The 14,449-nt window shown below is 61.3% G+C and carries 13 protein-coding genes; 9 read left to right on the top strand and 4 right to left on the bottom strand.

Features of this window, described 5'->3' with window-relative positions; genetic code table 11:
* The first annotated feature begins 59 nt into the window (after positions 1–59).
* A complete protein-coding gene (gene nagB, locus HHL09_RS02730) occupies positions 60–815 on the top strand; it encodes a glucosamine-6-phosphate deaminase (protein ID WP_169452960.1) in 756 nt (251 codons plus the stop codon).
* A gap of 76 nt (positions 816–891) precedes the next feature.
* Entirely contained in the window at positions 892–2,253 is a 1,362-nt protein-coding gene (locus HHL09_RS02735) for a hypothetical protein (RefSeq protein ID WP_169452961.1), read from the top strand.
* A gap of 316 nt (positions 2,254–2,569) precedes the next feature.
* Here HHL09_RS02735 and HHL09_RS02740 read toward each other — a convergent pair whose 3' ends face one another.
* On the bottom strand, positions 2,570–4,153 hold the full coding sequence (locus tag HHL09_RS02740) for a glycoside hydrolase family 75 protein (RefSeq protein ID WP_169452962.1): 1,584 nt from the start codon (positions 4,151–4,153) through the stop codon (positions 2,570–2,572).
* A 52-nt stretch (positions 4,154–4,205) separates the two neighbouring features.
* Complete coding sequence (locus HHL09_RS02745; RefSeq protein WP_169452963.1) at positions 4,206–4,682, bottom strand: free L-methionine (R)-S-oxide reductase MsrC; 477 nt, start codon at positions 4,680–4,682, stop codon at positions 4,206–4,208.
* A gap of 566 nt (positions 4,683–5,248) precedes the next feature.
* Here HHL09_RS02745 and HHL09_RS02750 point away from each other — a divergent pair.
* Together HHL09_RS02750 and HHL09_RS02755 are read left to right on the top strand one after the other, a co-directional pair.
* Entirely contained in the window at positions 5,249–5,974 is a 726-nt protein-coding gene (locus tag HHL09_RS02750; RefSeq protein WP_169452964.1) for a hypothetical protein, read from the top strand.
* A gap of 37 nt (positions 5,975–6,011) precedes the next feature.
* Positions 6,012–7,397 carry a hypothetical protein gene (locus HHL09_RS02755; protein ID WP_169452965.1) on the top strand — a complete coding sequence of 462 codons (1,386 nt, stop codon included), beginning with the start codon at positions 6,012–6,014 and terminating at the stop codon, positions 7,395–7,397.
* A gap of 135 nt (positions 7,398–7,532) precedes the next feature.
* On the opposite strand, the gene HHL09_RS02760 is transcribed toward HHL09_RS02755, so the two are convergent.
* Both HHL09_RS02760 and HHL09_RS02765 read right to left on the bottom strand, forming a co-directional pair.
* Positions 7,533–8,036 (bottom strand): SRPBCC family protein, encoded by a 504-nt coding sequence (locus tag HHL09_RS02760; RefSeq protein WP_169452966.1) that lies wholly within the window; start codon positions 8,034–8,036, stop codon positions 7,533–7,535.
* Positions 8,017–8,370 (bottom strand): ArsR/SmtB family transcription factor, encoded by a 354-nt coding sequence (locus tag HHL09_RS02765; protein WP_169452967.1) that lies wholly within the window; start codon positions 8,368–8,370, stop codon positions 8,017–8,019. The genes HHL09_RS02760 and HHL09_RS02765 overlap by 20 nt, the downstream gene beginning before the upstream one ends.
* Before the next feature lie 182 nt (positions 8,371–8,552).
* On the opposite strand from HHL09_RS02765, the gene HHL09_RS02770 reads away from it, so the two are divergent.
* From HHL09_RS02770 to polX, 5 genes are all read left to right on the top strand, one after another.
* Positions 8,553–9,323, top strand: a complete 771-nt coding sequence (locus tag HHL09_RS02770; protein WP_169452968.1) for a hypothetical protein — start codon at positions 8,553–8,555, stop codon at positions 9,321–9,323.
* Between the two features lie 377 nt (positions 9,324–9,700).
* A complete protein-coding gene (dnaX, locus tag HHL09_RS02775; protein WP_169452969.1) occupies positions 9,701–11,221 on the top strand; it encodes a DNA polymerase III subunit gamma/tau in 1,521 nt (506 codons plus the stop codon).
* Positions 11,222–11,266: 45 nt separating this feature from the next.
* Positions 11,267–11,569, top strand: coding sequence for a YbaB/EbfC family nucleoid-associated protein (locus tag HHL09_RS02780; RefSeq protein ID WP_169452970.1), 303 nt, complete (start codon positions 11,267–11,269; stop codon positions 11,567–11,569).
* Between the two features lie 30 nt (positions 11,570–11,599).
* Positions 11,600–12,604, top strand: a complete 1,005-nt coding sequence (locus HHL09_RS02785) for an endonuclease/exonuclease/phosphatase family protein (RefSeq protein ID WP_169452971.1) — start codon at positions 11,600–11,602, stop codon at positions 12,602–12,604.
* 88 nt (positions 12,605–12,692) lie between these two features.
* Entirely contained in the window at positions 12,693–14,426 is a 1,734-nt protein-coding gene (gene polX, locus HHL09_RS02790) for a DNA polymerase/3'-5' exonuclease PolX (protein WP_169452972.1), read from the top strand.
* Positions 14,427–14,449: the final 23 nt, after the last annotated feature.

Below are 14,449 nucleotides of genomic sequence, written 5' to 3' on the forward strand. Positions count from 1 at the left end.
TGCGTTTTTGAGCCTTTTTCGTTTTGACAAAGGGAGCTGCCCTGCGGCACTTCCCCTTCATGACTGAGTCCATCCCGGTGCGAATTTTCCCGGATCGAACCGAAGCCAGCCGCACGCTGGCTCTGGAACTCGCGGCTCTAATCCGCACCATCAATGAGTCCGGACGCCCTGCCGTGCTCGGTCTCGCCACCGGTCGCACCCCCCTGCCCTTCTACGGGGAGCTCATCCGCCTGCACCGCGAAGGCCAGCTCAGCTTCGCGAAGGTCATCACCTTCAATCTCGACGAGTATCTGGGCCTCCCTGGAAATCATCCGGAGAGCTACCGCGCCTTCATGCGCAGGGAGTTGTTCGATCACGTGGACATCCCCGCGGAAAACCTGAACATCCCCGATGGAATGGTGCCGCCGGAGGCTCTGGAGGCCCACTGCGCCGCCTATGAGGAATTGATCCGCGCCGCCGGAGGCATCGACTTCCAGCTTCTCGGGATCGGCCGCACCGGCCACATCGGCTTCAATGAACCCGGTTCACCGCGGGGCAGCCGCACCCGGAAGGTCGAGCTGGATCCGATCACCCGTCAGGACGCCGCCCCTGCCTTTGGCGGGCTGGAGAATGTCCCGGAATACGCGATCTCCATGGGCTGCGGCACCATTCTCGAAGCCCGGCGGATCGCCCTGCTCGCTTGGGGCGCGGCAAAGGCGGACATCGTAAAGGAGGCCCTCACCGGCCCCGTGACCGACCAAGTCAGCGCATCTTTCCTTCAAGAACATCAGGACGCCACCTTCTATCTCGACGCCGAAGCCGGCTCGAAGCTCTGAATCCTGCGATTCGATAAATTTCACCGAATTTTCGCATCGCCGGAGCCCCGGGTAGCGTTATGATCCTAACCGGATCATGCAAACTTCCTCGGAGAAACTCCGCGACGCGTGGACCCGCCACGCGTCCGCCGTGGCGCGCAAGGTAAACCTCGCTTGGTGGATCGAGACCTTCTCGGTTCCGCTGGTGGTCGTCGGCCTCATCGGCGCCTGCGTCATTCTTCTCGTTCGCCGCGAGGTGCCGGATTCCCAGCCTTGGGCATTGTGGCTTTCCGCAGGCGGCACCGTGGCCGTTCTCGCAGCGATCACCTGGCTCGTCGCTCGCCGCCGCTTTGAACAACCGGAGCAATCCATGGTCCGCATCGAAGCATCGATGCGTCTTCGCAACGCCCTTTCCGCCGCTCGCGCCGGGGTGGCTCCATGGCCGGAGCTTCCGCCGCAGGTGGATGCCGGCGTGGACTGGCATTGGCAGCGCGTCCTCGTGCCGCCGGTCGCCGCACTTTCCTTCCTTCTCGCCGGTCTCCTGATCCCGGTCTCCGCCCGCAATGCCAAGGCGAATGACGGTTTGGACGAGCCGCTTGCCTGGGAGAATCTCGAAGCGGATCTGGAACGCCTCGATCAGGAAGAGGTCATCGATGAGACCTACATCGAGGAGATGAAGAAGAAGGTGGAAGACCTCCGTGCCCAAGAAGAGCAGGAGTGGTTCAGCCATTCCTCGATGGAAGCCACGGACAACCTCAAGAAGGAACACGCCGGCCAGGTCGAGCGCATGGATCGCGAGCTGACCCGCGCCGAAAAGGCAATCGATAGCCTGCTCAAGAATGCCGGCGGCATGACGCCCGCCGAGAAACAACAGCTGCTCAATCAATTCGACCAAGCAATGCAGGGTCTCCAGAACGGCGCCCTCAAGCCGAATCCCAAGCTTCTGGAGCAGCTCAAGGGCCTCGACCCAAACAACCTCGGTAAGATGAATCCGCAGCAGCTCCAGCAGCTGCGTGATAACATGAAAAAGGCGGGCCAAGCCTGCAAGGACTGCCAAGGCGGCAACTGCGGTGGCGGCCAAGGCGAAGAATGGCTCGACGAACTCCTCGATGGCCAAGGCAACGGCAACGACGGCCAAGGCCAGCCAAGCGACAAGGATGGCGAAGGCGCTGGCAAAGGCGACGTGAACCGCGGCCCCGGCCACGCTCCCGGCGTCCTCGGCAAGGAAGGCGACAAGGTCGACATCGGCAAGATGGAAGGCATCGAATCCAAGGACCTTTCCCGCTCTCTCCCTGGTGACCTTCTCGAACTCCAGGATGGCGAACACGATGTCGACAAGAGCGCCGTAGGCCCGCGTGCCGGCGGTGCTGCAGGCTCGACCGGCGCCGGTGGCGACCGTGTCTGGAAAGACTCCCTCGACCCCGCCGAACAAAAGGCCCTGAAGAAGTTCTTCGAGTAACTCCTTGCTCCAGTCTCAGAGTCAGTGCTCCTCCGGCAGCACGCCGCGAGCGAACTTTCCGCACGCAGTTCCGCCTTCAGGCGGCTGCATCGGCCGAAATCGCCGGGCCTTCATCGCGATCGGCTCGCTCTGACGCTAAAATGCCGATTACCCGGTGCTCTTTTCCCGGGAGCGCGGAGGCTCAGCCCCGCAGAAGCAGCTCTACAAGCCGACAGTTCGCCGATCCTCACCCGATCATAACGTCGTCATCCATCCCACCACCGATCACACACGGCCCCAAATGACCACCCTGCGGGCTTGAGGCTCCGCTCTCCTCTCAGTTCCCGCCCCCCGGCACCGCGGGAGCCGGAGTCGGCGCTGGAGCCGCCGCTTCCGAGACCGGAGCCGCCTCACCGGCACCCGCCGCAGGCGTCCCTGCTGGAACTGCGGGCGCAGGCGCGGGCGGTGCAGGATCCGGCAAAAGATTCTGCCAACGGTGCAGCTCCACGCCTTCACCAAGGCCCCCGCACTCTTTCAGCAGCTCGTCACACTTGGTACGCCACTTCTCGTAGTCAGGCGGCGTCTTCGTTTCCTCACGGGATCCCGGGAAGACCAGATAGGTCACCACCAGGTCCGACTCGGGCCTGCTATACGACGAAGCCCGCGGATTGATCTCCTTCGCCATCCGCAGAGACGCCTCACCTACCTTGAAGGTCGGCCCCCCATCACCCACGATCGCCGGATACACCTTCTCCCCGTGTACCACCACCGCATAGTCCCCCACCTTCGGCGCGAAGGGATCGGAAGCGGAAAGCAGGTTCACCGGAATCACGATGAAGGGATCATAGTCGGCAATCAGGAAACTGCGCCCCTTCATGTCCTCGATCCCCCGCTTGAGATACTTGATGCGATCGCGCAGCCAGGTCTTGCGATCCGCCGGGGTCTTCGAGTCCGCCAGCTCCTTGTTCGCCCCCACGATCCGCTTTTCCCAACCGGCCACCATCGGATTCGGCGTCGCCGTTTTCTTCGGCCAGCCATAGCTGGTGAAAGGCTGGTAGTGCGTCGAGTTCACGATCTCATCCGGCATCGTCGCCAAGCGGTCGCCATCGGAGCCATCCGAAACCACGTCCATCTCCGCCTGCAGCAGGAAGACCTTCCGGCCGCTCTGCGGATGCTTCAGGTTCAGGATCGTCTCGCAGTCGTAGTAGTTGTGCTTGGTTAGCAGTTCGTTCAGCCGCGTCGCATCCTTCTTCAGGCGCTCGGTCTTGTTGTCGTAGAGCGCGAAGAACCACCGGGAAACTTCCGGCTTCTCCATCATCGCAGGCAGTCCGGGCAGCAGCTTCGGGAGCTTCGGGTTCACCGTCTGCAGTTGCTCCATCGTCTTCGATGGCTCGGGCACCCGGATCTTCAGCGTGTATTCCGCAGTGTAGGATTCTCTATCCTTCCGCTCGCGTGAGGCGATCGTCCCTTTCTCCACCTTCACCTCCGTCTTGAAGGGAATGCCGGAGCGCAGCGTGCTGACATCTCCACCGCTCTTCGCCGTGTGCTCGGAAAGCGGCGGCTCAGGATCATCCGGAGTTTCGGCAGCTGTCTGGCGCTTCGCCGCTTCTTCCAACTGCTTCTTCAGCGCAGTCCGCTCACTTTGAAAGGAGTTCTCCAGCTCTTCCAGCTTCTCGCGATGCTGGGCTTCCAACTGGCGCAGCAGGTCGTCGGCCTCGCTATCCTTCTTCACGACCGGCGGGGGTGTCGGCAGCACCAAGCGCTTCACGCCACGCAGGATCTTTTCGCCCGGCGGCGTGAAAACGAGCACCGCGCCCGCCACCACGACCACGAAGACACTCGCCCGCAGCCATGGAAAGCTCGCCTTCCGCGGACTCTTCGCGCGCACTCCCTCGATGTGATTCGGGTCTCCCTGACTCATGTCTGCTCGACACTATCCGCAGCTCCGCCGGGTTTCCAAGTGTCAGAACGTTCTATTTCGCTCCCACGGCAAAAGAGGCGAAAACCGCCTCCAATTCCTCGCGATCCACCTCGTCAAAGGCTGCCAGTTCCGTCGAATCGACATCGAAGACCGCGATCACCGCGCCACGCCCGTCTTTTACCGGCACCACGATCTCGCTCTCCGCACGGCTATCGCAGGCGATGTGCCCCGGAAATGCGTGCACATCCGGCACCACCTGCGTCTCCCCGCTGGCCCAAGCCGCACCGCAGACACCCTTTCCCCAGCCAATCCGCGAACACCCCGGCGTCCCCTGATAGGGCCCGATCACCAGTTGTGAACCCAACACTCGATAGAAGCCGGTCCAAAAGGCATGTGGCATCGCCTCATGTAGGATGCAGGAGGCTGCCGCCATTCGGGCAATCGCATCCGGCTCACCGGCCCACAAGGCGTGCAGTCTTTCACGGGCAATGGCATAGCGGGAGCGCTTCTCAGCAGCGTTGGGGATCATGCGGAACACCTAGAAGGAGAAGGCTTCCCCTGACAATCCCTCGTCCTCACTTGTGCCGATTGAATGCCCTGAGACCAAGGGTCCGCATTCATCGAAGTGAAAAAAGGAAAAGCGAAAGGGACTGGAAATCGCCGGCAATTCCGCCCTACGACTTGACCTGTCATTTCCTCAGGCACGCCATGACCTTGAAGATATTCCGGCACCCGCTTGCTCCCTTCTTTTCCATCCTCCTTTGCATCGGGACATCCCCGGCACAGGAAACGACGAAACAGCAGCCAATTCCTCTGGCGAAGCTACCGGACCTCAAGCCCCCCGCAGACTCACTGGCACTGCTTGAACAAACGGACAACAATCAAGCGTCCCGACTTTACTTGGCGAATACCACTTCGAAACAAGTTTCGGGGCCGGTTTACGGGGCTCAACCATTTTTTAAGGAAGCATTTGTCGATGGACGATGGCAGCGCTGCCAGTCATTCGCATCGGACATCGTGGTGAAGAAATGGGCGCATGAAATTCTAGAACAGCTTCCTCCCCCGCTCCCGCCCGAACATGCTTGGCTTCTGCAAGTGCATGATCGCTACACCGGCGATACCGAGGGGGAAATCCGCTTCTGTTTGCCCCTCATCAATGCCGCCACCTTGGTGACAAAGCCTCAAAAGGGGGCCTACAATGAAGCCGAGCTAAAGATCGCCTCGGAGGATCTTTGTTCCTACCCGGGTCTCATTGGGGAGCTCCATGAGTTCTTCAAAGGAACCCGCCCCAATGAAAATACCGTTTTCACAAGCGTGGGAGAACTAGCTGCCACGCTTGAGCTGGAAAGATCCTATGACACATGCGGACTGACCCGAAAGTCCCTTGCCAAATGGCTTGAGGAAAACCCGAAGGGCTTCTCCACCACGATTCCAGCAGAAATGGATGCCCTGCGCGAGGTTCTCGCAAAGCCTTGGGACAGGATAAGGGATGATCGCAATCGCTTGGAGACCTGTCTGAACGCCCTCTCCGAAGCTGGCCTGAAAAAGCATGCGGTTGGAACTCCGGCTCGCTACCCGGCCATGGTCTGGCGCTACCTGAACTCCCTTTCGAGCGCAATGCTCCTTGACGAGTTTTGCATCAATCCCGAGCGATGGGACGCCATCGAAAAACTGAAAGCCTCCGGAAATGTTTGGGGTGCCAGCGCCGAAGAACTCGCGAAACTCGGTATCCTGGCAGAGAAATCGGTGCGATCCGCCAGCAGCAAGGAGGCGAAAGCCGCACGCCCCTTCTTGCGCTTCAGCATAGCGCACGCGAATTGATATGGCCACGCCTCCCCAAGCATCTCCAAGATAGGCAATGGCTCTCTCCTGGTGGAAACCCTGCGCCGGCATTTCCCTCCTCATCGGAGCCTACGTCGCCGGCACCTATCACCCGCGTGCGGATCTCACATCGGCAGCACCCGGCGGAAAGGAATCACCAGCCCGTGAAGCGACCTCCATCCACGGCTCCGAAGACCCGGCGGCGAAACTTGATCGCGTCTCACTCCAGAATCTCGGCATGGGCTTCAAGCCCGCCGCGCCCTTCGGCCCCGGCGGTGCGCGGGACTGGTTCATCGCCACCACGCGGGTGAATCACGACGACAGCTTCACCGGCTTTCTCCAACTGGTCCAGAATTGCACCACCCTCGACGAACGATCGGCCTTGGAACTCGCCGAAGAGCTGCGGGACATTCTGAAGCTCTATCAAGACGGCGATCCTACCCTGCGCTCCCTCTTCAAGGGCGATGACATCCAGGAGCGTTCCCTGGCAGCCACCATCTTCCGCCTTTCCCAGCTGAATCCGGAAGCCGCCATCCGTTTCATGGATGAAAGCCCGGACCTAAGGCAAAAGGGCGAGATCTACGAAATGATCTTCGCCAACTACGCGCTCAAGGACCCGGTCAAAGCCGGTGAAGCCCTTCAAAAACTCGATGCAGGCCAGCTCCGCGGATCACTCGAAGGCGCGATGGCGACCTTGAGCGGCAAGGATCCCGATGCCGCCTATCAGTTGCTCTCCCGCTTCGATGGCGCCGGGCAGGACAACGAGCGCCGCAAACTCGTGGAGAGGGTCGTGAAGCAGGATCCCGAAAAAGCCGTCGCCTTCGCGGAAGACATGGTGAAGTCCGGCAGAACACCGGAAGTCTTTGCCTCACTCGCCTCCGAATGGCTGAAGAAGGATGCCGCGGCAGCTTCAGCCTGGGCCGCTAGCTACCACGGCCCCGGTGAAGTCGGCGTGAAGGACGTGCTGATCCGTCACTCCGCTGAGAGCGATCCTCAAAAAGCGGCCAAGGACTTCTCGGCATTGGGAGCCCAAGCCAGTGACCTCGCCAATACCGCCCACGTCATCGGCAGGAAACTAGCCCAAGCCGACCTGACCACCGCGACGGATTGGTTAGCGAGCTTGCCCGAGGGAAAGGGCCGCGCCGCCGCGGAAAGCGAGATCGTCGATGTCTGGCTCGCGAAGGATCCCTTGGAAGCTGCCGCATGGATCCGTGAAATGCCCGCGGGCGAATCCCGCGATGGCGTCTCGGTCCGGCTCATCCGCAGCATCACCCGGCGGCACCCGCAGGAAGCCCTCGAATGGGCCGGCTCCCTTCAGGACAGCGCTGCCCGCACCCGCATGCAGCAGGACGTCCTGAAGGATTGGCGTGAACAAGACCCCGAAGCCGCCGGTGAAGCAGCCAAGAGACTTGGCATCCCATGAAAACCCGCGGATGGATGAACTTCATCCCGGTCTCCCCGGCTGTTCAGATTTCGCGCATTTTCGCGTCCTTTCGCGGTTAAATTATTCAATCCCGCAGGACCGGAAGCAGCCCTTGATCCTTCACCGGTTGGAACCTCAGCCCCCTGCCTCCAGTTGCCCCGCCAGGCGATCCAGCATGTCCAGCCAGCTCGGATAGGCACCCGTCCGCTTGGCCAATTCTTCCGACACCGTCTGGTGCAGCGTCAGCAGCGTCTTCCCACCGCTTTCCTCTAGCGTCAGGGTCAGGATCGTCTCATCCGGCCATCCCGGATCATGGCCTGCGGCCGTGGCAGAGATCAGATTGCCCGCGGCATCCGCCATCGAGAGCTTGTAAACGATTCGCTCCGGCTTGGAGATCTCCAGATACTCGGCCACGCACCAGCATTCGCCGAAGGCGGGATTCCGGATGCAGGAGAGAAATCCCCCGCCCTCGCGGAAATCGAAGCGCTCGAAGTGGATCTCACAGCCGCGCGGCGCGTGCCACTGCTTGAGATGGTCCAGCTCCGTCCATGCCCTCCACACGAGATCCCGCGGCACATCGAAGCTGCGGGTGATCAGGACTTCCCTCCCCGCATCGGGTTCAATCAGGTTGCTTTTCATCGTTGTTCTTCAGTTGGTTCAGATAGTCGTCCAGACGGTCAAAGCTCTCTTCCCAGTGGCGGCGGTAGCTCTCGATCCACGCCTGCGCCTCCTTCATCGGCTCCGCATTCAGCCGCAGCGAGTGGACCCGCCCGTTCCTTTGCCGGTCGATCAGGCCCGCCTTCTCCAGCACCCCTAGATGCTTGGACACCGCGGGCAGGGACATCTCGTGAGGCTTCGCCAGATCCGTCACCCGCAGTTCCCCCCGCGAAAGCTGCTCCAGCATCCGACGCCGCGTCGGATCCGCCAGCGCCGCAAAGGTGCGGTCAAGGTGCTCGGGATTATATTTAACCATTTGGTTAAATAATCACCGTGAACTCTGGAAAGGCAAGTCGCAAAAAACCGGCAAGCTCCGACCCGCCCGGTTGGTCGGATTGTCTTCCAGCAACGCAGATATCAAGCTACCGGATCTTGTCGGCTGGAAACCCGCCAGCAGAGTCGCGCCCGGCCAGAGGGGCTGGACATAAAACCGGAACAATGACGCCTCGCTTCACGACTCTTGTTAGGCTTCTTCTTATCCTGGGATTTTGCCACCCCGCAGAGGCCGATGGCGATCGTGAGGCATGGCTTTCCGAGAAGCGGTTGATCATCGAAAATGTCAGATCGGGAAAAGACGACGAGACTGCGGTGGAAGAACTGGGACGGCTTGTTAGAAGTTTGGGCGGGAAGGAGAAGTCCTTGGGAGACGACGAAAGGCTACTCTTCCAAGAGGCGGTCGAAACCCTCTCTTCAGATCCCAGCTACGCACAGCATTTCGCTTCCCGAATAGCCAGGATCACCGACGAAGAAATTGCAAAGACCTGGACTGAACATTCTTCACAGCGGGGGTGGTATTTCCAAACGCTCACGGAACTCCGACGTCCAGAAACCATCAAGATTCTTGGCGAACTCGTCTTCGACGAACGCGATCCTTGGAAAAGCGAAGACTGGGGCGACGGTGGACGTCCCTACTCCAACTGCTACCATGCTGTTGAGACGCTACATAAGTTAGGACTGAGGAATCCTCCGGTAGCTCGCGACTACCCGGATGTCTACGGAGACGTCCGCACCTGGCAGCTCTGGTATGAACAAGTCCGCGCGGGAACTCGCACCTTCTCCTTCGAGGGTGACGATACCATCTATACCCTCGCTGGTCCCGTGAAGGAATCCCGGGAATCTGGTCCATCACCTGGAAGCAAAGTCGCTCCACCTCCCGCGGACCCAATGGAGAAATCTTCCGGAGGGAAGCTAGCCTTGGCAGCGATCTGAGCTTTTCTCACCCTTCTCGCCCTGCTCTTCACGACCTTGAGGAAATCCAGGGCTGCTTGACTGCTCGAAGACCACCCTCGCTGGCAGTAGAACGCGACCTCGGGACCTGCCAGGCTCGGCAAGAACATGCCCCTAACCCGCACCTCACCCCGACCAAGCAGCCCCCTTTGGCGAAGACCCTGTCAACAGCCAATTCACCGCCATTCCCGGACCGCCTGTTAATTTTCCTGTTTTAACAGGCGAAACAGGCCCGAATTACCAGTGGTCCCCGCCCCGCACCCTCCCCGGTCTCGCGTTTGCACCCTCCAGCACAAGCTGCTTGGCAGAAAGCAAAACCCGGTGCTGACAAACGCCCCGGACCCCCTACCCTCCCGGGCGTGAGCTATCAGGTCTTCGCCCGGAAATACCGCCCGAAAACCTTCGACGACGTGCTCGGCCAAGATCACGTCGTGCGGACATTGAAGAACGCCATCGCCCAGAAGCGACTGGCGCATGCATACTTGTTCGTCGGTCCGCGCGGCACGGGGAAGACCTCGACCGCGCGCATTCTCGCGAAGGCCCTCAATTGCACCGGAGGTCCCAAGGCGGACTTCGACCCGGATGAGGACATCTGCGTGGAGATTGCAGAAGGCCGCTCGCTCGACGTGCTGGAGATCGACGGTGCCTCGAACAACGGCGTGGAAGAAGTGCGACAGCTGCGTGAGACGGTACGCTTCGCCCCGGCCCGCGGACAGTTCAAGATCTACTACATCGACGAGGTCCACATGCTCACCAACCAGGCCTTCAACGCCCTGTTGAAGACCTTGGAAGAGCCGCCGGAACACGTGAAGTTCATCTTCGCCACCACCGAGGCGCATAAGATCCTCCCAACCATCCTTTCCCGCTGCCAACGCTTCGACCTCCGTCCGATCCCGGCGGAAACGATCGCACAGCACCTCCTCCACATCGCGAAGGAGGAAAGCGTGAACCTTCACGAGTCCGCCGCATGGGCGATCGCGAAGGGCGCGGACGGCGGCATGCGCGATGCCCAATCGATGATGGACCAGCTCGTCGCCTTCTGCGGTGACACCATCACCGAGGCAAACGTGCTCGATGTCTTCGGCTTCACCTCGCGGGAAACCGTGGCTTCGGTCATCGCCGCGCTGCTGGCGCGTGATACCCCCACCGCACTCTCGACGGTGCAGCGTGAGGCGGAAGCGGGCCGCGAACTTTCCCAGCTTCTCGGCGAGCTCATCGGCGCATTGCGTGCGCTGCTGGTCGCCCGTCTCGACTCCGCCACCGGCGGCGAAGGCATCCCGACGGAAACTTGGCAGGCCTTGCTGGCCGCTGCCGAGAACTACCCGGCGGAGCGTCTGCTCTCGGTGATCGATGTCTTCGCGGAAACCGAGGGCCGCATGAAGTGGGCGTCCAACAAGCGCCTCCACTTGGAAATCGGCCTGATCAAGGCTGTCCAAACCCTCGGCGAAGTCCGGCTTTCCGATGTGATCAAGGTGCTCGCCGGAGCCAGCGATCAACTGACCTCGCCAGTCACCATCGCCGCCCCTGCCGCGGTGGTTCCTGCGGCTGCCGCGCCCATCGAGGCTCCCGCACCGCAGCCGGTCGCGGTCAGCGAACCGCTCGTGGTTCAGGAAACCCCCGTGCCCGTGGCGAAGGCTCCCGAGCCCGCGCCCGCCCCTTCGGAGCCAGGTCCCGTGCTCTCTCTGGATCAGCTCATCGAACTCGCTCCGGAAGGCCCGGCTCCCGAACCGGAACCCGTCATTTCCGAAGCCCCGCCTTGGAAGCCGGAGCCGGTCGCAGAAGAACCACCTGCCCCGAAGGTCGATCCGATGGAGGAATTCTATAAGGATCCTCTCATCCAATCTGCTTTGGAAATGTTCGCCGCCACCATCAAGAAGTAGGCTGCACCTGATTCCCCTCCCATCACTCTCAATCCGCTACCGCCGATGAATATCCAGAAACTCATGAAGCAAGCGCAGCAAATGCAGGCCGGCATGGCCGCTGCGCAGGAAGAACTCTCCCGCAAGACCGTCGAAGCCACTGTCGGCGGCGGCAAGGTCACCGTGGTCGCCACCTGTGCCGGTGACGTGCAGTCGATCAAGATCGACAAGTCCGTCGTCGATCCGGAAGACGTGGATTTCCTTCAGGATCTCGTGCTGAAAGGCGTCCAGGAAGCCATCAACAAGGGCAAGGAGGTCTCCGCCACGGAGATGAAGAAATTGACCGGCGGCATGGGCTTGCCCTTCTAATCCCGGAACCCCTCCGGCACTCACGGCAAGATGAAGTCCTCCCGCTTCCGCCGCCGCGCCGGATGGTCCCTCGTCGGCTTTTCGCTGCTACTGCACCTGCTGACAGTCTATGCTTATGCGCGCCAGCCCGCCGGGCTGGCGGCTTTTACAGTGATGCCGATCTGGATCTGGGGCGCCGTCGGCCTCCTTTTCTCGATCACTGCGTTCTGGTTCCTGCGCGCTTCACTTTCGCTCGTCGTCACCGGCGTCTGGGCCATGACCATCCTGCTTGGCGCGGATGAAGCCCGGGTCATCGCGAACCTGAAGAAGAGCCCGCCGGAACCCGGTCAGGCCGGCTCGGTCGATGGCCGCCCGCTGCTGCGGGTGCTGACGCTGAATTGCAATTACTTCAACTACGGCGGCGGCGATCCCGATATCGACATCCGTGTCTGGGATCCGGACATCGTGCTGCTGCAAGAAGTCCTGCCTCACCAGGTGAAGCGTGTCGCAGACCGGCTCTATCAGGGCCGTGGCGATTACCGTTGTCACCAGACGAATGGCATCGTCACCCGCTGGCGGATCGAGCGGGAGGTGCGCTATCCTCATTACCGCGACCAGCAGGTCACCGTGAAGAAGCCCGATGGCACCATGATCGAGGTCGTGAATCTTCACTTGGAAAGCGCCGCCACCGACCTGCGCCTCTGGCGGGCGGAATGCTGGAAAAATCACGAGATCAACCGCGCAGAGCGCGAGAAGGAACTCGGCACCGCCCTCTATGTCCTGGCGGATACCGCCGCGGGCCGGCCTTCCATCGTCGGAGGTGATTTCAACGCTCCCCCCGGAGATCCCATCCAGCGCCTGCTGAAGGGCGGCTTCGAGGACTCCTTTATCGAAGCCGGCACCGGCTGGGGAAATACCTATCAACGCCGCATCCCGGCCCACCGGATCGATCAGATCCATGCGACCCGCCACTTCCGCGCGATCCATTGTTCCGCCGTCACCACCCGTCGCAGCGATCACCGCATGGTCGTGGCGGATCTATTGCAGCTGCCGTGAACAGGAGCAGGAATCGATCACGTCTCCAACCTTTCGGCCCGACGGTTTTTCGGCTGTCTCCCCTGAAGCAGAGTCCTAGTCTCCCGCCATGCCTGTGACCCGCGAACAGATGGCCGCCGTGCTTGAGGAGATTGCCTTGCTCCTGGAGATCCAGGGCGAAAATCCGTTCAAGGTCCGGGCCTATCGCCAGGGAGCTGAAGTCGTGGAGTCCTACGATGGCGACATCGTGGCGCTCGCCGTGGAGAACAAGCTCGATGGAATCAAAGGTCTCGGCGAAGCGCTGCGCGACAAGCTGCATGAACTGGCCAGCACCGGCGAACTCGGCTTTCACAAGAAGCTTCGGGAAAGCTACCCGGACTCCTTCTTCACCCTCTTCCAACTCGATGGCCTCGGCCCGAAGAAAATCGCCGCGCTTCACAAGACACTCGGTGTCGATTCCATCCCCTCGCTCAAGGCTGCGTGCGAAGCAGGCAGCGTGGCAGGCTTGAGCGGCTTCGGTGCGAAAACGCAGACGAAAATTCTCGAAGCCATTGGACGCATCGAACAAGCAGCAACCGCTTTCCGTCTCGATGTCGCCACCCTTGCCGCCGAGGAAATCCTCGAAGAACTGCGCAAGCATCCCGACGTGCTCCGGGTTTCCTCCGCGGGCTCGCTACGGCGCTCGAAGGAAGTCGTGGGCGACCTCGATTTCATCGTGGCAACCAACGATCCTGCCGCACTGACCAAGTTCTTCGGCGCCCTGCCGCAGGCGAAGGAGATCATCGTGCAAGGCGACACCAAGTGCTCGATCCGCCTGGAAGATGGCCTGCAGTGCGATCTTCGGGCGGTGACCAACGCCCAGTTCCCCTTCGCCCTGCAATACTTCACCGGGAGCAAGGAACACAACGTCGCGATCCGTTCGCGGGCGTTGAAGCATGGCTGGTCGCTGAACGAATACGGCTTCACCGGCAATGACCTGCCAACGGTCAATGAAGAGGGCGATATCTACAAGGCCCTCGGACTCGACTTCATTCCCCCCGCCCTCCGCGAGAACCGCGGTGAAATCGAGGCCGCGGATGAAGGCAAGCTGCCCCGCCTGGTGGAATGGGAGAACCTTCGCGGCACCTTCCACTGCCACACCACGGATTCCGATGGGAAGAACACGCTGAATGCCATGGCAGAGGCAGCCCAAGAACTAGGACTCCAGTACTTGGGCATCTCCGATCACTCGAAATCCTCTCCCCAAGCCAATGGCCTGAACGAGGTGCGCCTTGCCAAGCAGATCGATGCGGTCGCCGCGTGGAACAAGGAATTCGGCAGCGCCCAGTTCCGCCTCTTCGCCGGCTCGGAGGTCGACATCCTCAAGGATGGCTCCCTTGATTTTTCAGACGAGATGCTGTCGTCACTCGATTGGGCCGTGGCCTCGGTCCACAACGCGACCTCGCTGGATGAGGACGAGATGACCAAGCGCATCATTCGCGCGATGGAGAATCCCTACGTCACCATGCTCGGCCACATGACCGGCCGTCTCCTGCTACGCCGGGACGCCTACCGGGTGAATCACGAAAAACTGATCGATGCCGCCGCCGAGACCCGCACTGTCATCGAGCTGAACTGCAATCCGAAGCGCTTCGACATGGACTGGCGCTGGTGGCACCGCGCCCGCGACAAGGGCGTGCTCTGCTCGATCAACCCGGATGCCCACTCGACCGGCCAGCTTCAATACATCCGCTTCGGAGCCGACGTCGCCCGCAAGGGCTGGCTGCGCCGCGAGGATGTCCTGAACACCAAGCCGCTCGCCGAAATGGCAGAGTGGCTGAAGCTACCGAAGGCGAAACGCTAGAAGCCTGCGGCAAGGAGCCCGAT

The sequence above is a fragment of the Luteolibacter luteus genome (assembly GCF_012913485.1).
GTDB classification, from domain to species: Bacteria; Verrucomicrobiota; Verrucomicrobiia; order Verrucomicrobiales; family Akkermansiaceae; genus Haloferula; species Haloferula lutea.